Source organism: Candidatus Delongbacteria bacterium, assembly GCA_041675285.1.
Classification (GTDB): domain Bacteria; phylum CAIWAD01; class CAIWAD01; order CAIWAD01; family CAIWAD01; genus CAIWAD01.
In genome coordinates, this window is the sequence record JBAYTZ010000003.1 from 170279 (window position 1) to 193176 (window position 22898).

A 22898-nucleotide genomic window follows, 5' to 3' on the forward strand; every position below is an offset into this window, starting at 1 on the left:
TCCGCTACCCGTCCAGGCGGATGGGCAGCACGAAGACCGGGATCCCCTGGTAGTACAGGCGCTTCTGGATGGCGAACACCGTGTAGTTGTGCAGCCAGCCCGAGAACACGGTTTCGTTGGGGAAGACGATCTGCCCGCCGAAGAAGATCGCGCCCGGATACTGGCGCGCCAGCCCCTCCGCCACCCGCGTGACCTCGCGCGTGATCTCCGTTCCGATCAGCGGCAGACCCTGGGCGAAGTGGCCCTGGCGGTTCATGTAGCGCACGTAGCGCTCCAGATCCGTCTGGATGCGCTGCTCCAGTTCGGCGATGTCCGCCTCGCTCTTGAAGACCGAGGTGTCGATGAGTCCGACTTCGATGAAGACGAAGTTGCGGAAGACGTGGCGGAAGGTGCGCAGGGCCGTGAACAGCGTGTGCAGGCCCAGGCCGTTGAACCCGCTGACCAGGAAGACGGCGGTCTTGCCGGCGGGATCATAGGCGGGCGCCACGGCGGGCGGCGGCGTGACGGGATCCAGCTCCACGGCCGAGACCAGCCCGTCCAGCCGGCCCAGCAGGGCCTCCACCTTGCGATAGTGCCGGCGGATCAGGGAGGCCAGCAGCACCAGGCTGCCCGTGATCAGCAGCGTGATCCAGCCGCCCTCGTGGAACTTCAGCACCGTCACGGCCACCAGGATCAGCGAGGTCAGCAGCAGGCCCGTGCCGCTGATCAACAGCTTGTCCAGCCAGCGCCGCCCGGCGCGCCGCTCGGCCAGCCAGTGCCGCACCATGCCCAGCTGCGACATGCTGAAGGTGATGAACACGTTGATGCTGTAGAGCACCACCAGGAAGCGCACGGAGCCGCGGGTGGCCAGCATGGTCAGAAGCGCCGCGCCGCCCATGATCAGCACGCCGTTCTGGGTGACGAAGCGGTCGCTCAGGCTGGCGAAGCGCGTGGGCAGCCAGCGCCCCGCGGCCATGTTGGCCAGCACGTTGGAGCCGTCCAGGAAGCCCGTCTGGGCCGCCACCAGCAGCAGCACGGCCTCCGAGAGCAGGGTGACCAGCACGAAGGCGTGGCCCGCCCCGCCCCAATCCGCGGTCATCCGCGAGAGCAGCGTGGCGTTGAGGGTCCGGCCCGGCTCGTGTCCCACCTGGAACAGCACGTAGGCCACCATCAGGCCCATGGCGGTCAGCGCCAGCGAGACGGCCATGTAGCGCATGGTGCGCTTGGCCGTCTGGACCTTGGGTTCGCGCAGGATGCGCATGCTGTTGGAGACGGCCTCGATGCCCGTGTAAGTGCCGGCGCCCAGGCTGTAGGCCCGCAGCAGCAGCAGCAGCAGTCCGAAGGTGCCGAGTTCCAGGTGCGAATTGCGGATTTCCGCCACGCTGGCCGTCGCCATTTCCGGCAGCAACCCGGCGTGGCTGGCGATGCCGTAGATGATGACGAAGGCGTGGGTGGCCAGGAAGAGCAGGAAGATCGGCACCAGCGGCAGGACGCTCTCCTTGATGCCGCGCAGGTTGAGCACCACCAGCAGCGTCACCATCAGGGCCGCGAAGGCCAGTTTCCAGTGCAGCAGAGCCGCCGGCAGGAAGCTGAAGAGCGCGTCGGCGCCGCTGGCGATGGAGATGGTGATGGTCAGCACGTAGTCGATGAGCAGGGCGCTGCCCGAGACCATGCCCGCGGTGGGCGAGAGCAGCTGGGTGGCCACGGTGTAGCCGCCGCCGCCGCTGGGGAAGAGTTCGACGATCTGCGAATAGCTGGCGGCGATCACGGTCACGGTCACGCCGATGGCCAGGGCGATGAGCAGGGCCAGGTGGTAGTGGCGACCCAGCGCCAGGAAGGCCTCCTCCGGGCCGTAGCACGAGGAGCTGAGTCCGTCGGCCCCCAGGCCTACCCAGGCGAAGAAGGCCACCAGACTCAGGTGGTGGAAGAGGTTCTGGGTGTGGGGATCCTTGGGCGCTCCGAGCACCCACTCGCGCAGGCGTCGGCCGGGGCTTGTCTCACTCATGGGAGTCCTGTTGTCTCATCCCGCGCTCCCGGTTGACCTCGACGGTTTCCGTCCGCCCAAACGGGGCACAACCTAACCGGAGCCCCGGCCGGGCACAAGCCGCGGGCCGGCGAATTGCGCCAACCTGATGGAATCCTGATGCCGCCGGCCCCATTCCTGATGCAATTCTGAGATCGCGCTCGCCGCCGTCCTGACACCTTCCTGATGCCCGGCGCCGCAATGCTGGCAGCATCCTGAGCTCCGGGCCTCCATCTTGCGCCCCGCTTGCGACCCATCGCAGGCAAGGGAGGCGAAATGAACGACCTGTGGATGCTGCTTTTCCTGCTGGCCTGCCTGCTGGGCGCCGCGGGGCTGGTGTGGTTGATCCGGCACCTCGAGCGCGAGGAGGCCGGGGCATGAACGCGCTCAGCTGGCTTGGACTGATCCTGGCGCTGGGCCTGTTGCTCTACCTGGCGGCGGCCCTGCTCAAACCCGGCTGGTTCGAATGAACGGCGCGGCGCTGGAACTGGCCCTGCTGCTGGCCGTGCTGACCCTGCTGGCCCTGCCGCTGGGGCGCTGGATCGCCCGCGTGCTGGAGGGCGACCTGGGTCGGGTCGGGCGCTGGCTGGGACCGCTGGAGCGGGGCCTGTACCGGGTCTGCGGCGTGCGGGCCGACGAGGAAATGTCCTGGTCCCGCTACGCCGGGGCGCTGCTGCTCTTCCACGGCGCCGGCCTGCTGCTGCTCTATCTGTTGCAGCGGGCCCAGGGACTGCTGCCGCTCAATCCGGCGGGACTGCCGGGCGTGGCGCCGGACCTGGCGCTCAACACGGCCATGAGTTTTGTCACCAACACCAACTGGCAGTCCTACGGCGGCGAGACCACCCTCGGCCACCTCGTGCAGGCCGGCGGCCTGACGGTGCAGAACTTCCTCTCGGCCGCCGCCGGGCTGGCGGTGGCGGCGGCCCTGGCCCGCGGGTTCACCCGGGCCGGCGTGCGCGCGTTGGGCAACGTCTGGGTGGACCTGACGCGCGCCACGCTCTACATCCTGTTGCCGCTCTCCCTGCTGCTGTCCGGCTTGCTGCTCGGCCAGGGCGTGGCCCAGCGCTGGTCGGCGGCGCTGGAGATCTCCCCGCTGCAGTTCGTGGCGGAGGGGAGCGGGCCGGAGCTGCAGCGCGTGGCGCAGGGCCCCGTCGCCTCGCAGGTCGCCATCAAGCAACTGGGCAGCAACGGCGGGGGCTTCTTCAACACCAACTCGGCCCACCCGCTGGAGAACCCCTCGCCGCTCAGCAACTCGCTGGAGTGGCTGGCCATCCTGCTGCTGCCCGTGGCCTGCCTCTTCGCCTTCGGACACTGGCTCAGGCAGCGGGCCCACGCCTGGACCCTCTACGCCGCCGTCCTGCTGGTCTTCCTGCCGCTGCTCGGACTGATCGCGAGCCAGGAGACGGCCCCCAATCCGGCCTTCGCCGGCCTGGGCCTGGACGAGCGCGCCGGCCTTCTGGAGGGCAAGGAACTGCGGTTCGGGGCGCTGGAATCCGCGCTCTGGGCCGGTGCCACCACGGCCACCAGCAACGGCTCGGTCAACTCCATGCACGACAGTTTCTCGCCGCTGGGCGGTCTGTCCCTGCTAGTGCTGATGCAGGTGGGCGAAGTGGCTCCTGGCGGGGCGGGCTCCGGCCTCTACGGCCTGCTGGCCTTCGCCGTGGTGGCGGTCTTCCTGGCCGGGTTGATGGTGGGCCGCACGCCCGAGTTGCTGGGCAAGCGTCTCGGCGCCTTCGAGATTCGCATGGCCGCGCTGATGATCCTGCTGCCCTCGCTGGCCCTGCTGGCTGGCACGGCCCTGGCCTGTCTCTTGCCCGCCGCCCGCGGCGCGGTGGCGAATCCCGGTCCCCACGGCTTCAGCGAGATCCTCTACGCCTTCAGTTCGGCGGCCAACAACAACGGCTCGGCCTTCGCCGGACTGGCGGCCAACCAGCTGTTCTACAACCTGGCCCTGGCAGCCTGCATGGCTGTGGGCCGATTTGGCGTGATGATTCCGGCCCTGGCCCTGGCCGGTTCGCTGGCCGCGCGCTCCCGCACGCCGGAGACAGAGGGTACCCTGCCCGCCAGCGGCCCGCTCTTCGCCCTGCTCCTGGCGGGCACCATCCTGCTGGTGGGCGCCCTGACCTTCCTGCCCGCCCTGACGCTGGGCCCCATTGTGGAGCACATCCAATGGCTCGCCTGACATCCGCCGCGCCGGCGTCCCGGGGCCTGCTGGGCGACCGGGCGCTGCTCAACCGCGCCCTGTGGGACGCGGTCCTGCGGCTCTCCCCGCTGCGCGTGTGGCGCAATCCGGTCATGTTCACCGTCTGGATCTGCGCGGTCTACACCACCCTGCTGGGCCTGCACGGCCTGGCAGTTGGAGGGGCGGATCCACCTGCGTTCACGCTGTCCATCGCGCTCTGGCTCTGGTTCACCGTGCTCTTCGCCAATTTCGCCGAAGCGCTGGCCGAGGGTCGGGGCAAGGCCCAGGCCGAGGCCCTGCGCCGCACGCGGCAGGACACCCAGGCGATTCGGTTGGCTGAGGCGCGCCGGGATGCCGAGCGCCAGGAGTTGTCCTCCGCCCAGCTGCGGCGCGGCGACTTCGTCTGGGTCGAGGCCGGCCAGCTCATCCCGGGCGACGGGGACGTGGTGGAAGGCATCGCCTCCGTGGACGAAAGCGCCGTCACCGGCGAGAGCGCGCCCGTCATCCGCGAGAGCGGCGGCGACCGCACGGCCGTCACCGGCGGCACGCGCGTCCTCTCGGATTGGCTGATCGTGCGGATCACCTCCGAGGCCGGCGAGACCTTTCTGGACCGGATGATCGCCCTGGTGGAGGGCGCCAAGCGCCGCCGCACGCCCAACGAGATCGCGCTGGGCATCCTGCTGGCGGCCCTCTCCATCATCTTCCTATTGGCCGTGTGCACGCTGCCCGCCTTGACGGCCTTCGCCGCGGGCGGATCCCCGGCCGGCGTGAGCCCCGTGCTGCTCACGGCCCTGCTGGTCTGCCTGATTCCCACCACCATCGGCGGCCTGCTCTCCGCCATCGGGATCGCCGGGATGGACCGCATGTTCCAGGCCCGCGTGCTGGCCACCTCGGGTCGCGCGGTGGAGGCCGCCGGCGACGTCAGCGTGCTCCTCCTGGACAAGACCGGCACCATCACCGTCGGCAACCGCCAGGCGGTGGCCTTCCGGCCGGCCTATGGAGTCTGGGAGGAGGAATTGGCCGAGGCGGCCCAACTGGCTTCGCTCTCCGACGAGACCCCGGAGGGCCGCAGCATTGTCATCCTGGCCAAGGAGCGCTGCGAGCTGCGCGGTCGCAGCCTGGGCGAGCCGGGGCTGCGCTTCATTCCCTTCACGGCCCAGACCCGCATGAGCGGCGTGGACCTGGGCGAGCGGCGCATCCGCAAAGGTGCCGTGGAGGCCGTGAGCGAGTATCTGCGCGAACTGGGAGCCGAGGTGCCGGCCGAGCTGCTGCGCCAGGGCGGCGAGATCGCCGCCGCGGGCGGGACGCCCCTGCTGGTCTGCGACGGGGTTCGCGCGCTGGGCCTGGTGGAATTGAAGGACGTGCTCAAGGGCGGCATCCGCGAACGCTTCGCCGAGTTGCGCCGGATGGGCATCCGCACGGTGATGGTGACGGGCGACAATCCGCGCACCGCAGCGGCCATCGCCGCCGAGGCCGGGGTGGACGACTACCTGGCGGAGGCCACGCCGGAGCGCAAACTGGCGCTGATCCGCGAACACCAGGCCGGCGGCCGGCTGGTGGCCATGACCGGCGACGGCAGCAACGATGCGCCGGCCCTGGCCCAGGCCGACGTGGCCGTGGCCATGAACACGGGCACCCAGGCCGCCCGGGAGGCCGGCAACATGGTGGACCTGGACTCGGACCCCACCAAGCTGCTGGAGGTGGTGACCATCGGCAAGCAGCTGCTGATGACCCGCGGCGCGCTGACCACCTTCAGCGTGGCCAACGACGTCTCCAAGTACTTCGCCATCCTGCCGGCCCTCTTCGTGGGCATCCATCCGCAGCTGGCCCTGCTCAACGTGATGGGGTTGTCCTCGCCACGCTCGGCCGTCCTCTCCGCCGTGATTTTCAACGCGCTGATCGTCGTGGCCCTCATCCCGCTGGCGCTGAGAGGCGTGACCGTGCGTCCGGCGCCGGCGCGCGTGCTGCTGCGGCGCAACCTGCTGGTGTACGGGCTGGGCGGCGTGCTGCTGCCCTTCCCGGCCATCAAGCTCATCGACTGGGCGCTGGCGGCCCTGGGAGTTGCCTGATGAAGCGCGATCTGCGGGCGACCCTGGCCCTGCTGGGGCTGCTGAGCGTGCTGTGCGGCGTGGTCTATCCGTTGCTGGTCTCCGGCGGCGCCTGGCTGCTGAAGGCCTGGCAGCCGGACCAAAAGGCCGTGATCTGGCAGGGCCGGAGCGTGGGCCTGGCGGCCGTGGGGCAGGAGTTCAGCGGCCCCGGCTGGTTCTGGGGCCGACCCTCCGCCACGGCGGCGACGCCCTACGACGCCTCCGCCTCGTCCGGCAGCAACCTGGGACCCGCCAATCCCGGCTTGCGGGAGCGCGTCGCGGAGCGCTGCGCGGCCCTGCGCGCCCTGGACCCGGACAACCGCGAACCCATCCCCGTGGATCTGGTGACCGCCTCGGGCAGCGGACTGGATCCCCACATTTCACCGGAAGGCGCCCGCTGGCAGGCGGCCCGCGTGGCGCGGGCGCGCGGCCTGCCCGTGGCCGTGGTGGATTCGCTCGTGGCCGCCGGCACCGAGACGCCGGTCCTGGGCCTCCTGGGCCGGCCGCGCGTGAACGTGCTGCGTTTGAACGCGTCCGTGCACGACATTGCAGCCAGAATCCCCTCCAGCCAGTGAGGCTCCGATGGTCGACCACCGTCCGGATCCCGACGCCCTGTTGGGCTGGGTGCAGAGCCAGCAGGAGCGCAGCGGTCCCCGCCTGAAGATTTTCTTTGGCTACGCCCCGGGCGTGGGCAAGACCTACGCCATGCTGGAGAGCGCCCGGCGCCTGCGCCGGGACGGCCGGGACGTGGTGGCCGGCTGCGTGGTCACCCACGGCCGCGCGGAGACCGCCGAGTTGCTGGAGGGCCTGGAGAGCCTGCCCGCGCGCCAACTGGAGCATCGCGGCACGCGGTTGGAGGAGTTCGACCTGGACGCGGCGCTGGCCCGCCGGCCGGAGATCCTGCTGCTGGACGAGCTGGCCCACACCAACGCCCCGGGCAGCGCGCACCCCAAACGCTGGCACGACGTGCTGGACCTGCTGGATGCGGGGATCGAGGTCCACACCACGCTCAACGTCCAGCACGTGGACAGCCTCAACCACGTCATCGCCCAGATCACCGGCGTGCGGGTGCGCGAGACCGTGCCCGACGCGCTGCTGGAGCGCGCCGACGAGCTGGAGCTGGTGGACCTCTCCCCGGACGAGCTGCTGGTGCGGCTGCGCGAGGGCCGCGTCTACGTTCCGGAGCAGGCGCAACGGGCCCTGGAGCAGTTCTTCCGTCGGGGCAATCTGCTGGCCCTGCGCGAGCTGACGCTGCGGCGGGCGGCCGAGCGCGTGGACCAGGACATGGAGGCCTGGCGCCGGGAGCGGAACATCCAGGCCACCTGGCCCGCCACCGAGCGGGTGCTGGCCTGCGTGGGCCCGGCGCCCTCGTCGGCCCAGGTCGTGCGGGCGGCCCGGCGCCTGGCCTCGCGGCTGGGCGCCCCGTGGTACGCCGTCTACGCCGGCGAGACGGACTCGCTGTCGCCCGGCGACCTGTCCCGCACCCGGCTGGAAGATCACCTGGCGCTGGCCGAATCCCTGGGGGCCGAGGTGTCGCGCCTGTCGGGCGTGCACAGCGGCGCGGAGATCCTGCGCTTCGCCCGGAGCCGCAACGTCACGCGCATCGTGCTCGGGCGGCCGGGTGGCTCGCGGATCCTGCGCTCCCCCCTGCGCGAGTTGATCCGCGGGGCGGGGGAGATCGAGTTGCACCTGATACCGGCGGAAAGCGCCCGGACCGGAAACGTCGGTTGGCAGCGGGCGCAGCAGGGCGCGCGGCGGCTGCTGAGACTGGTCCTGTTCGCGCTGCCGCTGGTGCATCCGGAGAAGATCGACCTGCGGGGCGTCGGGCGCACGCTGCTGATCCTGGCCGCGGCCACTCTGCTGGGTCTGGCGGGCGGCAGCTGGCTGGCCCTGCCCGACGTGGCCCTGATCTACCTGTTCGCCGTGGTCCTCTGCGCCATCCTGTTCGGACGCGGAGCCTCGCTGGCGGCCTCGCTGCTGGCCGTGGCCGGCTACAATTACTTCTTCATCCCGCCGGTCCACACCTTTCACATCGACAGCTCGCGCCACCTGCTCACTTTCAGCGTGCTGTTCGCCACCGGAATTCTCGGCAGCCTGCTCGTCGAGCGCCTCCGCCGGCGGGAACAGGACGCCGTGGCGCGCGAAGAGCGCACGGCCGCGTTCTACGCCCTGTCGCGGGACCTGGCGGGCGTGACGGAGGTGGGACGCTGCGCCCAGGTGATGGCGCGCCACGCCGCGGAGTGCTTCGGCGGGCAGGCGGTCGTGTTGATGGCCAACGCGGCCGGCCAGCTGGAACCGCTGGGCCGCAGCGCGGAGGATCTCAGCCTGAGCGAGCAGGAGGAGGGCTTGGCCGACTGGACGCACCAGCACGGTCGGCCCGCCGGCTCGGGCACGGATACGCTGCCGGGCCTGCCCTGTCTCTGCCACCCCTTGCGCCGCGGGGAGCGGGTGTTCGCCGTGTTGCTGCTCCGGCAGGGCGCCTGGGACAGCCTGGACCGGGAGGGCCGGCGCTTCCTCGCGGCCTGGGTTCGGCAGGCCGGCCTGCTGCTGGAGCGCGCCCTGCTGGCCCAGGAGGCTCGCGAGGCCGGTGTGCGCGCGCAGACGGAGGAGCTGCGCAGCTCGCTGCTCAGCGCCGTGTCACACGATCTGCGCACGCCGCTGGCGGTCATCACCGCGGCCGCCACCACGCTGCGCGAGAACGGTGGGCGGCTGGAGCCCGCCACGGGGCGGGAGCTGCTGGAGACGATCTGCGGCGAATCCCTGCGGATGGAGCGGTTGGTGGGGAACCTGCTGGACATGATGCGACTGGAGTCCGGCGGGCTGGTGCCCAAGCGGGAGTGGGCGGCGCTGGAGGAGATCCTGGGCAGCGTGCTGGACCGGCTGGACGCGCGCCTGGCCGGCCGGCAGCTGGACCGGCAGGTGCCGGAGGATCTGCCCCTGATCCAGGTGGATCCGGTCCTCGTGGAGCAGGTGTTGTGGAATCTGCTGGACAACGCCTGCCGCTACACGCCGGCGGGCTCCCCGCTGGAGATCCAGGCCCGCAGTCGCGGTGACGCGCTGGAAATCAGCGTGCTGGACCGCGGGCCCGGGTTGCCGACGGATCAGCCCGCCCGGGTGTTTGACAAGTTCTGGCGCGGCGTGAGCCAACCCGGCGGGACCGGGCTCGGCCTGTCCATCTGCCGGGGCATCGTCCAGGCCCACGGCGGCACGCTGCGCGCGGCCAATCGGCCGGGTGGCGGGGCGGAGTTCACGCTGACGTTGCCCGTGGGGGAGCCGCCGGCCGGCGCCGCGCAGGACGAACAGGAGGAGGAATCCGCATGAGCCCTGGAGCCGCCCTGATCCTCGTGGTCGAGGACGATCCGCAGATGCAGCGCCTGCTGGGCACGGCCCTGGAAGTGCAGGACTTCCGCGTGGTCGCCGCCGGCAACGTGCGCGACGCCCTGGTGGCGGCCACCACGCACAATCCGGAGCTGATCCTGCTGGACCTGGGCCTGCCCGACGGCGACGGCCTGGACCTGATCGGGCGGATCCGCGAATGGAGCCAGGTGCCCATCCTGGTGATTTCGGCCCGGGGCCGGGAGGCCGACAAGGTGCTGGCCCTGGACGGGGGCGCGGACGACTACCTCACCAAACCCTTCGGCGTGGGCGAACTGCTGGCCCGCATGCGCGTGGCCCTGCGCCGGCACGCCCGGGTGGAGGAGAGCGGCGCTTCCGTGCTCGAAGTCGAGCATCTGCGCCTGGATCTGGCCCGGCGCGAAGTGCGCGTGAACGGGCAAGCAGTCCACTTGACGCCGCTGGAATACAAACTGCTGACGCTGCTGGCGCGCTTTCCGGGCCGCGTGCTGACCCATCGCCAGATTCTCAAGGACGTCTGGGGCGCCGCGTACATGGACCAGACCCAGTATCTCCGCGTCCTGATGGCGCAGTTGCGGCGCAAGGTGGAGGCCGATCCGGCCCGGCCCCGCTTGCTGCTGACGGAGACGGGAGTGGGCTATCGCTTCCGGGACATGGAGGAGTCAGCCGAGCCCACCGGATAGAGCCGCCACTGTGTTGCTGCTTGGTAGCGGGGGGATGGGTCTCACGGGAAGACACGAAGAAATCAGATGGTATTTAACCACAAAAACACAAAATCACAAAAGAAGAATTCATCAAACCGCAAGATGGAGGCGCAATTTTACGAGATCTAATTATTGATTTTAATTGACAGCGAATTGAAATCAGATAACAGGAATTGGCCGTTATACTCAACTTTTACTTCTTGTATGTAAACTGGTTAAAGTTTCATATTATTTAATTAGAATCAAATACAATCTTCCTGAAATTCAGACTGGATGATAAACTGCCTGTAGTGTGTGCATTGAATCGTTTGCAATCAGAAACTATTTGTGTCATTTGTGTTTTTGTGGATAAAATCCTCTTCATGCAAGCTCCGCCGGCAGAGAGGCCACGGCGCGGTAGCTCTCGTGGATCTCGCCCGAGAAACTGATCTCGCCGTCCTGCCGGGAAACGATCAGGTCGCCGCCCAGCATGCGAACGGTGACGGGGAATTGCAGCGGCGCGCTCTCTTCGAGAGTCAGGCAGCAGGCCACGGCGCCCGTGCCGCAACCCCAGGTCTCGTCCTCCACGCCCTTCTCCCAGGCCCGCAGGTGCAGGTGCTGGTTCGTCAGCCGCTGCACGAACATCACGTTGGTGCCCTCAGGGGCGTAGGCGGCGTGATAGCGCAACCAGGGACCCACCGTTTCGATGGGATAACTGGCCAGCTCCGTCTCCACTTCAACCACCAAATGGGGCACGCCCACCCGCAAGAAGCCGGCGATGTGGGCGCCGCGCAGTTCATCCACCAGCCGGGGATCAGCGGCCAGCTCCGGCTCGCCCAGCCCGCGGGCTTCCGGCGGACTCAGCCACAGGCGGCTCTGCCGGCCCGACTCCAGCCGCGCGCGCTGGAGACCGGCCCGCGTGCTGAAGCGCAGCTCCTCGCCGCCGATGCCCAGCCCCGCGGCGAAGAAGGCGCAGGCCCGCGCGCCGTTGCCGCACATCCGCGCCTCGCTGCCGTCCGGGTTGAAGATCCGCATGCGGAAGTCGGCGGCGGGATCCTCCTCCACCAGCAGCAGGCCGTCCGCCCCGGCGCCGCGGCGACGGTCGCACAGGTAGCGGATCAACTCCGTCTCGCCACCTGACAGGCGGCGATCGCGGTTGTCCAACGCCACGAAATCGTTGCCGCAGGCGCTCAGCTTGTTGAAGGACAGGTTCATTTGATCCTCGTCATGGACTTGAGCCTGTCATCCCAGCGCAAGCTGGGATCCCAGGCGGAAAGGAACTCTCCAGGCGCCTCACGGCGCCTGGTCCCTTCCTGTGCGGTCGCCACGTCGCAAGGGTGCTGCCTGGGGACGGCCGGACAGGATCCCAGCGTTCGCTGGGATGACCGGTGGAAATGAACCCTGCTGGCGCCTCACGGCGCCTGGTCCCTTTATGTGCGGTCGCCACGTCGCAAGAGTACTGCCCGTGGACGGCCGGACAGGATCCCAGCGTTCGCTGGGATGACAGGCTTGGCTCCCATTCAATTCCGCCTTGCGCCGGGGTGACAAGCTCCCCCAATGTCGACGCGTGCCCCTGCTGACACCTCAGCGCGCCAAGATTCGCGCCAGCTCCCCGTGCAGCTTGTACAAATCCCCCGCGCCCACCGTGGCCACGATCTCGTCCGGGGCCAGCGAGCGCTCCAGCTCGGCGAACAACTCGGCCGGCGTGTCCAGCGCCAGGCTGCGCGGCGCCGTCAGCCAGGGCAGGATGCTGCGGTGGCTGATCCCGTCCTCGGGAAGCTCGCGCGCGGCGAACACCGGCCAGAGGATCGCGCGGTCCGCGGCGCTCAGCGCTTCCCCCGTGGCCTGGGCGAAGGCTCGCACCCGGCTGAAGGTGTGCGGTTGGTGGATCAGCGTGACGGGTCCGCGGCTGATCTCGCGCAGGCCCTTCAGGAAGGCCGCGATCTCGCTGGGGTGGTGGGCGTAGTCGTCGTAGAGGCGGCGCGAGCCGCTCACGGCCACCAGCTGGAAGCGGCGCTGCAGGCCGCTGAAATCCGCCAGCGCGGCGGCGGCGGCCGCGGGATCGACGTGGCCGCCCCACTCGCCGAAGAGCAGCCAACCCAGCGCCGTGGCCGCGTTGAGCCGGTTGTGCGCGCCGGGCAGACCCAGCCGCACGGGCAGGCGCAGACCCTGGGAGCCGCCATCCGGGGCCGTGCGGGAGACCAGATCAAAACAATTGCCCGCCCCGCCCCGGGGAATCACCCGCAGGTCGCAGTCGCGTTCCTCGCCCACGGTCAGCCGGCGCCGCCGGCCCTTAAGCACGCAGGCCGGCACCCAGGGCTCGCCGCCCAGCGCGCTGCCGCCCAGCTGCTGGATCACCGGAGCGTCGCCGCGGATCTGCTCCGCCAGCTGGTCGAAGGCCTCCTCCATCAGGGCGCGGGTGAGATAGATGTCCGCGTGGTCCCAGTCCACGGCGCCCAGCAGGAGGTGGGTGGGATGCAGTTCCAGGAAGGAGCGGTCAAACTCGTCGGCCTCGCAGACCCGCACCTGTCCCGCGCCCAGCCGGGCGGAGGGCAGCGAGTCGTGCTGGCCGCCGATGAACCAGCCGGCCCCGGGCACGCAGGCCTCCAGCAGGCGGGCGGTCATGGCCGTGATGGTGGTCTTGCCGTGGGTGCCGGCCACGGCCACGGAGACCGGGGTCTCGCAGAGCCGCCCCAGCAGCTCGGCGCGCCGCAGGATGGGAATGCCCCGCCGCGTGGCCTCTGCCAGTTCGGGGTGGGCGAGCGGGATGGCCGCGGTGCGGATCACCAGATCCGTCTCCTCGGGCAGCCCCCCCTGCTGGGCGCGGACGGGAATGCCCAGGGCGCGCAGCTCGGCCACCAGCGGCGTCTCGTCGCGGTCGCTGCCGCTGACCTGATGACCAGCCTCGTGCAGCACGCGGGCCAGGCCGCTCATTCCCGCTCCGCCGATGCCGGAGAAGTGGATGCGTCGGGGAAGGGCGGGCAGCAGACTCACGGGCCTCTCCTTGGATTGCGGTGACCGTCACGGCGGGCGGAAGATAGGGCTTCGGGCCAAGAGGGCGGACCGGACCCGTCCGGCGGGCTGGACGAGCCGGGCACGGGCGGGCGGAATGGCCCGGGAAGCGGGAAACCCGGCGCCCCATTCGGGCGTGTGGCGCGCTTTGGAGGGCCCGCCATGGCGACGGAACTGGATTGGCTGCGCGACACGCCCCCGCTTCTGCTGGAATGGCTCTTCCTGCGACAGGGGCCCGGCCTGCTGCAGTGCGGCCTGTGGCAGCCGTTGGACCGCCTGCGGCGGGCGGAGGAGGAGGACGGCCCGGAATTCCTGCCGCCGGATTCCGAGGAGATCCTGCTGCTCCAGGTCCTGCGCGCGCTCTGCGCCGGGCGGCCGGAGGCGCTGGAACGCTACGTGGACAGCCTGGAGGGCGAGCCCGCGGACTCCTTGCACTGGCTGGCCCGGGAGCTGGCCCGCTGGCGCGCCCTGGCCCGGCGGCCGCCCGGGGAAGCCCTGCAGGAGCTGCTGGCGGAGCTGCCCGTCAGCCGGGACGACCTGCTGCTGCGCGGCGCCGTGCAGGCCTGGAACCTGCTGGGGGCGGGCCGGTCGCGCGAGGCCGGGGAGCGCTTGGGCGGCTTGCTGCGGGAAGCCCGGCGGCGGGGCGCGGCGCGGCTGGAGGAGCTGCTGGGCCGCTGGCTGGCCCGGCTGGAGGAGTCCCGCCCGGAGGGCCGGCGCGGGGGAGCCCGGGCGCCAGGATTGCGGGAGGCCCGCCGCGAGGCCTGCTTCCTGGCCTGTCACCGCTACGGCCGGATGGTGGGCCGCTCCGCGGCGTTCCAGGAGCTGCGGCGTCAGCTGGAACAAGCCGCCGGCGACGGGCTGCCCCTGCTGCTGGTGGGCGAGACGGGCACGGGCAAGGAACTGGCGGTGGACTATCTGCACCAACTGGCCTTTCCGGCCGGTGCGCCGCTGGTGGCCGTGAACTGCGCGGGGCTGAGCGACAACCTGGCCGAGGCCGAGCTGTTCGGTTCCGTGCGCGGGGCTTTCACCGGGGCCGTGGATCGCGAGGGCCTGGCGGTCCGGGCCGACGGCGGCCTGCTCTTCCTGGACGAGTTCGGCGCCCTGCCCACGCCGGTCCAGGCCCGCCTGTTGCGCTTCCTGGAGAGCGGCGTCTTCCGGCCCGTGGGCGAGGCCCGGGAGCGCCAGGTGCGCGTGCGGGTGGCGGCCGCCACCTGCGAGATCGGCCGCTTGGGGGGCGCCTTTCGGCAGGATCTGCTGCATCGCGTGGCCGGCCGGGTGATCGAGGTGCCGCCCTTGTCCCGCCGCCTGGACGACCTGCCCCTGCTCTGTCGGGCCTTCCTGCTGGAGGCCGGGGTGCCCCAACCCGCCCGCCACCCGCTCTGCTCACCGGCCTCCCAGACCCGCCTGCGCCGGGCGGCCTGGCCGGGCAACCTGCGCCAGCTCCGGCACCTGATTCAGCGGCTGGCGCCGTTGACGGCCAAACAGATCCTGGCGGAGCTGGCCGTGCTGCCGGAGGACGCCCCGCCCGCCCCGCCGCCCGTCGTCGCCGGGGGAGACGCGGCGCCCGAGCTGCCCCTGCGCGAGGCCGTGGCCTGCTTCGAGTGGACGCGCATCCAGGCGGCGCTGGCGGGTTGCGGACAGGACAAACGCCTGGCCGCCCAGCGCTTGGGGATCAGCCTGCCCACGCTCTACGCCCGGCTCAAACGCGGGCCCGGACCGGTCGCCGCGCGAGCGGGCGCGGCGCTCGCCAGCCCGGACGCTCCGGATCCGCCCCATCCGCGGGACGAGCCCGTGGCGCCTTCGATCAGTTCGAATTACTGAACAGACTCAAGGAATCCCTTGCTCCCCAAGCGCTTCAATTCTACCTTGCAGCCCGTCGGACAGGGCCCCGCGACAGCCGCGCGACCTTGCCCGGACGGTCTGCCGGGCCCCGCAGCGCCTGCAACGAAAAAGGGTCGAATTCCATCGTGCACACCCCTGCCACCGCTCCATCCCCCTTGCTGCGCTTTCTGCTGCTCATGGCGGCCCGCAAGCGACTCGTCATCTCGATGGTCCTGATCACGGCGGTGCTCACGGCCGTGTACAGCCTGCTCATGAACAAGACCTACGAGTCCCGCGCTGTGATTTCGCCGCCCTCGGGCGGCACGGGCATGCTGGCCGGCCTGTTGGGCGGCCTGCCCATGGGCGACATGCTGGGGGACTTGACCGGCCAGGGCCTGGAAGGCGCCGGCGGCGAGTACTTCGTGGCCCTGCTGGGCAGCCGCCAGGTCCACGAGGAGCTGATCCGCACCTTCGACCTGCGTGCGCACTATAAAATGAAGCGCGCCAAGATCGAGGACATCCTCAAGGTGGTGGGGCGCAAGGTCATGGCGGAGCTGGACTTCGAGAGCGGCATGATCGTGCTGACGGTCCACGACAAGGACCCTGTCCTGGCCTTCAAGATGGCCCAATGGCTGATCCAGCGGCTGGAGTCGCTGAACCTGGAGCTGAAAACCCGCAAGGCGCGCAACAATCGCAGCTTCGCGGAGATGGAAGTGCGGCTGATCCGCGCCGAGGTGGATTCGCTGGAGCGGGCCATGCTGGTCTTCCAGAAGTCCAGCCGCGTGCTGGAGCCCGAAGTCCAGGGCCAGGCCATTTTGGGCAAGTACGCCGAGATCAAGGCCCGCGAAGCCATCCTGGAGCTGGAGCTGCGGATGGCCCGCCAGAATTATGGCCCCGCCCATCCCGAGGTGCAGCAGGCCGAGCAGGCCCTCTCCACCATCCGTTCCCAGTTGAAGGAATCCTGGGAGCGCGGCGACAGCGACCTCTTCCTGGCCATCAACGAACTGCCCAGCGCCACGATGGAGTTTCTGCGCTTCAAGCGCGAGCTGGAGATTGCCAACAAGAAGCTGCTCTTCATGCTGCCCCAGCTGGAGCAGGCCAAGCTGGACGAGGTGAACGACAACCCCGTGCTGGAGGTGCTGGATCCGCCCGTGCTGGCGGAGAAGAAGCTCAAGCCGCGGCGCTCGATCATGGTGCTGGCCGCCGCCCTGGTGGCGTTGTTGCTGTCCGGCGTGCTGGTGCTGTTCCTGGACCGCCGCGAGCAGGATCCGGAGTTCGCCGCCCACCTGGATGAACTGGCCCGCAGCCTCTGGTCCCGCAGGAAGGGCGCATGAAAATCGTGCTGTTGTTCGTTCCCCTGCTGGCCGCCCTGCTGGCCGGCTGTCGTCCCGAGGCCCAACTGGCGCGTTTGGAGCGGCGCTACCTGCCCGAAACCGAGTACCGGATCCAGGTGCTGATGAGCAGCCGGCGTTCGCTGTTCCGCGGACCCACGGGCGGGGAGCTGAGCCCCGCCATGGAGGACTATTTCCAGGAATTGAACACCACCCAGCGCCTGCGGCTGGGGCCGGTGTCGGACGGCGTCGCCCGGCTGGAAATGGACATGCTGGACTACCGGATCAAGGAACCCGGGCTGGCGCTGAAGCTGGATCTGGAAGGTTGCGTGGCCCGGGCGGACTACGACACCAGCTCGCTGGCTCTGCGCTGGCTGGGGCTGGCGGACACCACCTGGCAGGGCGGCCGGGCGCCGGCCGACTCAGGCTGGGCCTTGGAAGTGCTGGGGCGCGACGACGCGGCGGCTTACCTGGCGTCCTCCATGGAGCTGCTGGCAGCCTCGCTGGCGGACAGCACGCGGGAACTGCTTCCCGGTCAAGGATATCAGGAGAGCCAGCACCAGAGCACCACCATCGGCGCGCACGACGTGGCCTGGACCGAGATTCGCCGCGTGACCCTGCGCTCGCTGGAGCAGGACGTGGCCAAACTCGACGTTGTGGTGGAACTGGTGCCCGATCCCCAGGCCGACGGCTTGCGGATCATGCTGGAGGGCGGCGGGCGGGGCCGGATGGAGTTCGATCTGCGGCGCCGCTGCACGCTCCTGCACCAGCTTGACACCCAGATGAGCATCGAGATCGACGACGGCGCAGTCACCTGGCTGGCCCGCTCCGAGACCGGCCTGGACATCCGCACGACCATCCAGCCCTGGAGCGCCGGTAAAGAATGAATTCGCCCGGCCGATAGGAGTGAACCAGATTTCAAGAGGTCGGGCATGGATTGGCAGCAGATCCAGCAGAGTTTTCGTGGCTCCTTCGAGGGCGCGCTCTGGGCCTTCGTCCTGCTGATCCTGCTGGGCATCAGCCTGCCCATCCTTTCCCACATCTGGACCGAACGCTTCCAGCGCTTCCGCAAACTGCGGCGCATCCAGCGCCAGCTCAGCGCCAAGGGCATCAATCCCCAGGAGTGGCGCCTGCTGGAGAGCGCCATCCGCAGCACCTGCCCGGACAACCCCGACCGTCTGCTGGACAGCGTCAGCTTGTTCCACACCTGGGTGGACGGCCTGCCCGACATCGACTCCGCCGAGCCCGAGCTGCTGCAAACCCTGCAGCGCATCAAAGAGATGGCCTACCCGGAGAGTGGCCACGTCTTCGTGCCGCACAGCACGCGCGACCTGAGCCCGGGCGTCAGCCTGAACCTGGTCTTCCACAAGGGTGGCCAGGAGGTGATTCCCTGCATCGTGGTGGAAGTGGGCATGGATGGCCTGCGGCTCAGCCCGCGGGGCTCCCACAGCAGCAAGGGCGCGCCGGGCGAGCAGCTCTCGCTCTTCTATCCGCGCCCGGAGGCCATGTATCACGCCGTCGTCCGCCTCAAGGAGTCCCCGGGCGGCGAACTGCGGGTCACCCACGCCCAGCAGGGGCAGTTCCGCGTCCGCCAGCTGCGCGAGTTCTGGCGAGTGGACGTGGACATGGAAGTGGCCTTCATCGTCATGCAGGAGCCGGGCAAGGTCTACGAGAGCGAGGCCGGCTGGCGGCCGGATCAGCGCCCCGGGCACCTGATCAACCTGTCCGGCAACGGCGCGGCCCTGATCACGCACAACCCGCCGCCCCGGGGTTCGCACATCGCCTTCACGCTCAACCTGCCCTCCAAGACCCTGCACGACCTGCAGGCGGAGGTCCTGCACATCACGGTCAACCGCGAGATCTCGCGCCTGCACCTGGTGTTCCGCAACCTGGACCCGGGCGACCAGGAATTGATCATCCGCAATCTCTTCCTGCTCTACCGCGAGCAGGCCGGCTTCGAGCCGGTGGCCGACAGCGGTCCCGTGCTCTTCCAGACGCGGAGCTGAGCGGCTGTTCGTTGCGCCCGCCGCCCTCGTCGCCGGGCCGCCCGGCGGTCCCGCTCCGGTTTCTGACTCCCTTCCTTAACTCAGTGTCAAGTCGCGGCCCGCGCTCGCTCCGGCAGCCCGGTTCTCGACCGGGTTCCCGCCCGCCGGCCAAATAAGCTCGCTTCCTGATATCATCAGTAATTAGAATAAAACAGAATCAAGTTTCTCTTTTTTGCATCCGTGTTATCGTGTTTGCGCTTGGCACGCTTTTGGCTGGAGCCTGGCCCGACGGACGGAAGTCGGTTAAGTCGTTGAAATTCAACGTCTTTGACTTGGTTTCGCCCTGAGCCCCATTCTTGCTTTCACTTGGGGCTTTTGGTAGGTTGGGCCTTGCTTGTCACTCATCTCACAACCCAAGCCTCTGGAGTGCAGAATGAAGGGTTGGTCCCACATTCATCTCCGCCCGCCGAAATGGCTGGCAGTCATGCTGTTTTCCATCCTCGCCGCTCAGCTGGTCTTTGCCGGCAACACGGGCAAGATCAAGGGCCGGGTGGTGGACTCCGAATCCGGCGAAGGTCTCGCCGGCGCCAACGTGACGGTGTTGGATTCCCAACCCAAGCGCGGCGCCGCCACGGACATCGACGGCAACTTCCTGATTCCCCAGGTGGCCATCGGCCGCTACACCGTGGAGATCAGCTACGCCGGCTACCACACCATCAAGGTCACCGAGGCCGGGGTCAGCAATGACCTGACGACGGACCTCAAGACCATCAAGCTGACGCCAGCCAACATCAAGTTGGAAGACGTGGTGGTGAAGGCGGACCGGAAGCGCATCGACACGGGCAAGGCCGGCCAGACCCTGACGAAGACGTCGGAGGACATCGAGAAAACCTCCGTCACCAACGCCACGGATCTGGTTGCCACCATGCCGGGCTTCAAGGTCGACGACGAGGGCGCCCTGCACGCCCGCGGCGGCCGGGCCGACGAGACCAAATTCGTCATCAACGGCATCGACGCGCGCGATCCGCTGGTGGGCGGCCAGAGCTTCGTCAACCTGGACGTGGCCAACATCGAGAACCTGGACGTGCTCTCCGGCGGCTTCGGCCCCGAATACGGGCAGGCCCAGGCCGCGGTGATCAAGGTCAGCACCCGGGAAGGCGACAAGGACGAATACCACGGCAAGGTGGAATGGCTGACCGACCAGCCCTTCGACAAGTTCTCCTTCAATTCCGACCAGTTCTCCATGAACTGGGGCGGGCCGCTGCCCTTCCAGAGCGCGTTGGAGAAGAACAAGCGCTCCACCTTCTTCTTCAGCGGCCGGGCCTACCTGACCGACACCTACCTGCCCTTCCAGGTGGACCGTGGCAGCTGGGATTACACCAATCTGGGCCTGGACCTGCCGGAACGCCAGAAGAACGAGTACCAGGCCAGCCTGAACCTGGCCTTCCCGCTCTCGGGCGCCAGCAAGCTGAAGCTATTTGGCGAGCGCTACTACCGCCGCTGGGACCTCTACCCCGAAGGCGAAGGCGCGGCCAGCGGCAACTACGGCTACGGCTACCTCTACAACGTGCGCAACCGGCCCCGGGCGGAGACCAACAAGAACGCCCTCTCGCTGACCTACACCAACGCCCTGGGCACCAATTCCAGCATCGAGGCCGTGCTCTACCGCAGCGAGACCCGCACACTGATCACCCCCGGCGAGCGCGAGCCCGACGACTTCATGCTCGAGTTCTCGGCCCAGGAGCGCGCCCAGGAGGACGACAAGTCGGCCTTCCTCGGCTACCAGGACCTGGACGGCAACGGCTACTTCGACGGCTACGTGGACGCCAACAACAACGGCGCCTACGACGGCTTCACCTATGACTCCAACGGCAACCCGATTTTCTCGGAGGGTTACGAGGACGTCAACCGCAACGGTCGCTGGGACCGCGGCGAGGACTGGGTGGACCTGAACAGCAACGGCCAGTACGATTCCGCCGAGCCCTACGTCAACATTCCGGACCCGGCCTCGGGCGTGAACAATCCCAACTACGATCCCTGGGATCCCTTCACCGACATGAACGGCAACGGCCGTTGGGACGACGCCGAGCCCCAGACCCCCGAGCAGGACATCAACCACAACGGCCGCTGGGACGGCGAGCGCTTCCAGGACGTCAACAACGACGGCTATTGGAACGGCTGGCGCGAGACCTTCACGGACGGCAACGGCAACAACGCCTACGATGACGGCGAAACCTTCGTCGACTCCAACGGCAACGGCCTGTTCGACAGCGCCGAAGGCTACGACGACATCAACGCCGACGGCCGCATGAACTTCAAGGACGTGCGGGACGACGACGAGGACCTGGGCGAGCCCTTCGTGGACGGCGACTTCTTCTTCGACACGGGCGAGCCCTTCATCGACGAACCCGATCCGGTCACCGGCGCCTACAACGGCGAGTGGGACTCGGGCGAGATCTATTTCGACCTGCCCAGCACCGTGGGCAACAACGGCAGCGGCTATCTCAACTGGCTGGCCAACGGCGCCCAGGGCCCCCCGCCCCAGCCCACGTTGAACGGCCACTACGACGGGCCCAACTGGCTCTTCGACGAGTACGAGCTGTTCACGCGCTTCGCGGACTTCATGACCGATCCCTTCGCGGGCTACCACAGCCAGTTCGGCAACATCCGCGACATCGCGGAGACCCCGGCCGAGCTGATCGAGAACGCCCACTTCCAGGGCAGCGTGGTGGACGTGAGCCGGCCCGTGATCTACAGCGGTTACGACCTGGCCCAGCACGGCTCCGACTGGCCCATCGACAAGGCCCTCTACCTGATCGGCGCCGCCGGCCGGACCTGGACCGAGCGCTCCTCGGCGCCGGAGCTGGAAGTGGCCATGACCGACACCTACTTCGATCCTCCCAACCGCCGCTGGGACGAGTGGGAGCCCTTCACCGACTACAACGCCAACGGCCAGCAGGACGGCGGCACCCAGCGCAACTCCAACCTGCTCTCGGACTGGGGCTACGCCTACAACCAGCCCGGCTACTTCGACTTCTTCCTGAACCCGGAGACCTACGACACCCAGGCCCTCTGGCAGGAACGCAAGTCCATCACCTACTCGCTGAAGACCGAGTACCAGGTCCAGCTGAACCAGTATCACGACGCCCTGGCGGGCATCGAGATGATGTACCGCGACATGGAGATGCAGTCCATCGAGGAACCGCAGATCCCCTACGACGGCCTGATCGCGCTGCCCGACGGTTCGCCTTATCCGGACCGCGGCAACTTCCGCGACTTCTATCACCGCAAACCGCTGGAAGGCGCCGTCTACCTGCGCGACAAAATGGAGTTCGAGGGACTGAACGTGCTGATCGGGCTGCGCTACGACTTCCTGGTCCATGAGGAGAGTTTCGTCAGCGAGAGCCGCGACAACGCCAACGCGGGCAACCCGGGCGCCATCGAGGCCAACCCCTCCACCAGCCGCTTCAGCCCGCGCCTGGGCATCAGCCATCCCATCACCGACCAGGCCAAGCTCTATTTCAACTACGGGCACTTCTACCAGGCGCCCAGCTACCAGTACTACTACCGGGAAGCCACCGGCGCGCGCGCCAACAGCATCATCGTGGGCAACCCGAACCTGAAGTACGAGAAGACGGTGGAGTACCAGTTCGGCGTGGAGGCCCGCTTCGCGGAAATCGGCACCACGATCAACGTGCAGGGCTACTACCGCGACATCTTCGACCAGGTGACCTCCACCAGCGTGGAAGTGGCCCCGGGCTACACCATCGACATGTTCACCAACGGCGACTACGGCCGCAGCCGGGGCGTCAACCTGAGCGTGGAGAAGGCCGCGGCGCACAGTTCGGTGAGTTTCAACTACGAACTCTCCTTCGCCTACGGCAAGGCCAGCGCGGCCCGCGAGGCGGCGGAAGCCCGCGTGGCCGGCGTGCCGGTCAACCGGGAAGAGCATCCGCTGGACTGGGACCAGACCCACTCGGTGAACACCTACTGGTCGCTCTACTACGACGACGGCGACCATCCGGTGCTGTTCGGCTTCACGCTGCCCGACGACTGGCTGCTGACCATCAGCAACACCTACGGCTCGGGCCAGCCCTACACGCCCAGCCGCTACACCCAGCACGTGGACAACGACGCCAAGATCAACATCAACTCCGAGCGCATGCCCTGGACGGAAGACACGGACCTGAAGTTCGAGAAGTACTTCCGGCTGGGCGGCCAGAAGCGTCACCAGGTCGTCACCGGCTTCGAGATCCGCAACGTGTTCAACAAGCGGAACCAGCGGAGCATCTACTCGGCCACCGGCACGACCTATCTGGCCATGCACCCGTCGAATCCGGACTACTCGATTTACTACCCGAACAAGGCCATGTACGACGCCAACCCGCGCATGTACAGCGAGGGTCGCAACGTGCTGCTGCGTTTCGGTTACAAGTTCTAG

Annotated in this window: 14 protein-coding genes; 11 read left to right on the top strand and 3 right to left on the bottom strand. The window is 68.7% G+C overall.

All coding sequences use genetic code 11. The annotated features are described in order from the left end of the window. Window positions 1-4: 4 nt before the first annotated feature. Complete coding sequence (locus WC326_04305) at window positions 5-1984, bottom strand: APC family permease (GenBank protein MFA7330277.1); 1980 nt, start codon at window positions 1982-1984, stop codon at window positions 5-7. A 395-nt stretch (window positions 1985-2379) separates the two neighbouring features. On the opposite strand from WC326_04305, the gene WC326_04310 reads away from it, so the two are divergent. The 6 genes from WC326_04310 to WC326_04335 are packed head-to-tail and all read left to right on the top strand — an operon-like array spanning window position 2380 to window position 10308. Next, the gene (locus WC326_04310; protein ID MFA7330278.1) at window positions 2380-2472 is read left to right on the top strand and encodes a potassium-transporting ATPase subunit F; all 93 of its coding nucleotides are present in this window, start codon (window positions 2380-2382) and stop codon (window positions 2470-2472) included. Beyond that, a complete protein-coding gene (gene kdpA / locus WC326_04315; GenBank protein ID MFA7330279.1) occupies window positions 2469-4184 on the top strand; it encodes a potassium-transporting ATPase subunit KdpA in 1716 nt (571 codons plus the stop codon). Before WC326_04310 ends, kdpA begins: the two co-directional genes overlap by 4 nt. Continuing rightward, on the top strand, window positions 4172-6253 hold the full coding sequence (gene kdpB / locus WC326_04320; GenBank protein ID MFA7330280.1) for a potassium-transporting ATPase subunit KdpB: 2082 nt from the start codon (window positions 4172-4174) through the stop codon (window positions 6251-6253). The genes kdpA and kdpB overlap by 13 nt, the downstream gene beginning before the upstream one ends. Continuing rightward, window positions 6253-6846 carry a potassium-transporting ATPase subunit KdpC gene (gene kdpC, locus WC326_04325; protein MFA7330281.1) on the top strand — a complete coding sequence of 198 codons (594 nt, stop codon included), beginning with the start codon at window positions 6253-6255 and terminating at the stop codon, window positions 6844-6846. The genes kdpB and kdpC overlap by 1 nt, the downstream gene beginning before the upstream one ends. A gap of 7 nt (window positions 6847-6853) precedes the next feature. Further along, on the top strand, window positions 6854-9592 hold the full coding sequence (locus tag WC326_04330; protein ID MFA7330282.1) for a sensor histidine kinase KdpD: 2739 nt from the start codon (window positions 6854-6856) through the stop codon (window positions 9590-9592). Further along, window positions 9589-10308 carry a response regulator gene (locus WC326_04335; protein MFA7330283.1) on the top strand — a complete coding sequence of 240 codons (720 nt, stop codon included), beginning with the start codon at window positions 9589-9591 and terminating at the stop codon, window positions 10306-10308. The genes WC326_04330 and WC326_04335 overlap by 4 nt, the downstream gene beginning before the upstream one ends. 381 nt (window positions 10309-10689) lie before the next feature. Here the strand turns inward: WC326_04335 and dapF are convergent, their stop codons facing one another. Further along, entirely contained in the window at window positions 10690-11523 is an 834-nt protein-coding gene (gene dapF, locus WC326_04340; protein ID MFA7330284.1) for a diaminopimelate epimerase, read from the bottom strand. A gap of 369 nt (window positions 11524-11892) precedes the next feature. Continuing rightward, entirely contained in the window at window positions 11893-13302 is a 1410-nt protein-coding gene (locus WC326_04345) for a Mur ligase domain-containing protein (protein ID MFA7330285.1), read from the bottom strand. A gap of 180 nt (window positions 13303-13482) precedes the next feature. Between WC326_04345 and WC326_04350 the strand changes: the two genes are divergently transcribed. The 5 genes from WC326_04350 (at window position 13483) to WC326_04370 (ending at window position 22898) form a co-directional block, all read left to right on the top strand. Then, entirely contained in the window at window positions 13483-15141 is a 1659-nt protein-coding gene (locus tag WC326_04350; protein MFA7330286.1) for a sigma 54-interacting transcriptional regulator, read from the top strand. Window positions 15142-15287: 146 nt separating this feature from the next. Further along, on the top strand, window positions 15288-16475 hold the full coding sequence (locus WC326_04355) for a Wzz/FepE/Etk N-terminal domain-containing protein (protein ID MFA7330287.1): 1188 nt from the start codon (window positions 15288-15290) through the stop codon (window positions 16473-16475). Next, entirely contained in the window at window positions 16472-17359 is an 888-nt protein-coding gene (locus tag WC326_04360; protein MFA7330288.1) for a hypothetical protein, read from the top strand. The genes WC326_04355 and WC326_04360 overlap by 4 nt, the downstream gene beginning before the upstream one ends. Window positions 17360-17404: 45 nt before the next feature. Further along, window positions 17405-18478 (top strand): PilZ domain-containing protein, encoded by a 1074-nt coding sequence (locus tag WC326_04365; GenBank protein MFA7330289.1) that lies wholly within the window; start codon window positions 17405-17407, stop codon window positions 18476-18478. A gap of 463 nt (window positions 18479-18941) precedes the next feature. Next, window positions 18942-22898: a TonB-dependent receptor gene (locus tag WC326_04370; protein ID MFA7330290.1), complete on the top strand. Its 3957-nt coding sequence runs from the start codon at window positions 18942-18944 to the stop codon at window positions 22896-22898.

Coding starts and splice junctions, on each gene's coding strand:
- kdpC (MFA7330281.1), top strand. CDS start 6,253: ATGAAGCGCGATCTGCGGGCGACCCTGGCCCTGCTGGGGCTGCTGAGC.
- kdpA (MFA7330279.1), top strand. CDS start 2,469: ATGAACGGCGCGGCGCTGGAACTGGCCCTGCTGCTGGCCGTGCTGACC.
- WC326_04365 (MFA7330289.1), top strand. CDS start 17,405: ATGGATTGGCAGCAGATCCAGCAGAGTTTTCGTGGCTCCTTCGAGGGC.
- WC326_04310 (MFA7330278.1), top strand. CDS start 2,380: ATGAACGCGCTCAGCTGGCTTGGACTGATCCTGGCGCTGGGCCTGTTG.
- kdpB (MFA7330280.1), top strand. CDS start 4,172: ATGGCTCGCCTGACATCCGCCGCGCCGGCGTCCCGGGGCCTGCTGGGC.
- WC326_04330 (MFA7330282.1), top strand. CDS start 6,854: ATGGTCGACCACCGTCCGGATCCCGACGCCCTGTTGGGCTGGGTGCAG.
- WC326_04305 (MFA7330277.1), bottom strand. CDS start 1,984: ATGAGTGAGACAAGCCCCGGCCGACGCCTGCGCGAGTGGGTGCTCGGA.
- WC326_04335 (MFA7330283.1), top strand. CDS start 9,589: ATGAGCCCTGGAGCCGCCCTGATCCTCGTGGTCGAGGACGATCCGCAG.
- WC326_04370 (MFA7330290.1), top strand. CDS start 18,942: ATGCTGTTTTCCATCCTCGCCGCTCAGCTGGTCTTTGCCGGCAACACG.
- WC326_04360 (MFA7330288.1), top strand. CDS start 16,472: ATGAAAATCGTGCTGTTGTTCGTTCCCCTGCTGGCCGCCCTGCTGGCC.
- WC326_04350 (MFA7330286.1), top strand. CDS start 13,483: ATGGCGACGGAACTGGATTGGCTGCGCGACACGCCCCCGCTTCTGCTG.
- dapF (MFA7330284.1), bottom strand. CDS start 11,523: ATGAACCTGTCCTTCAACAAGCTGAGCGCCTGCGGCAACGATTTCGTG.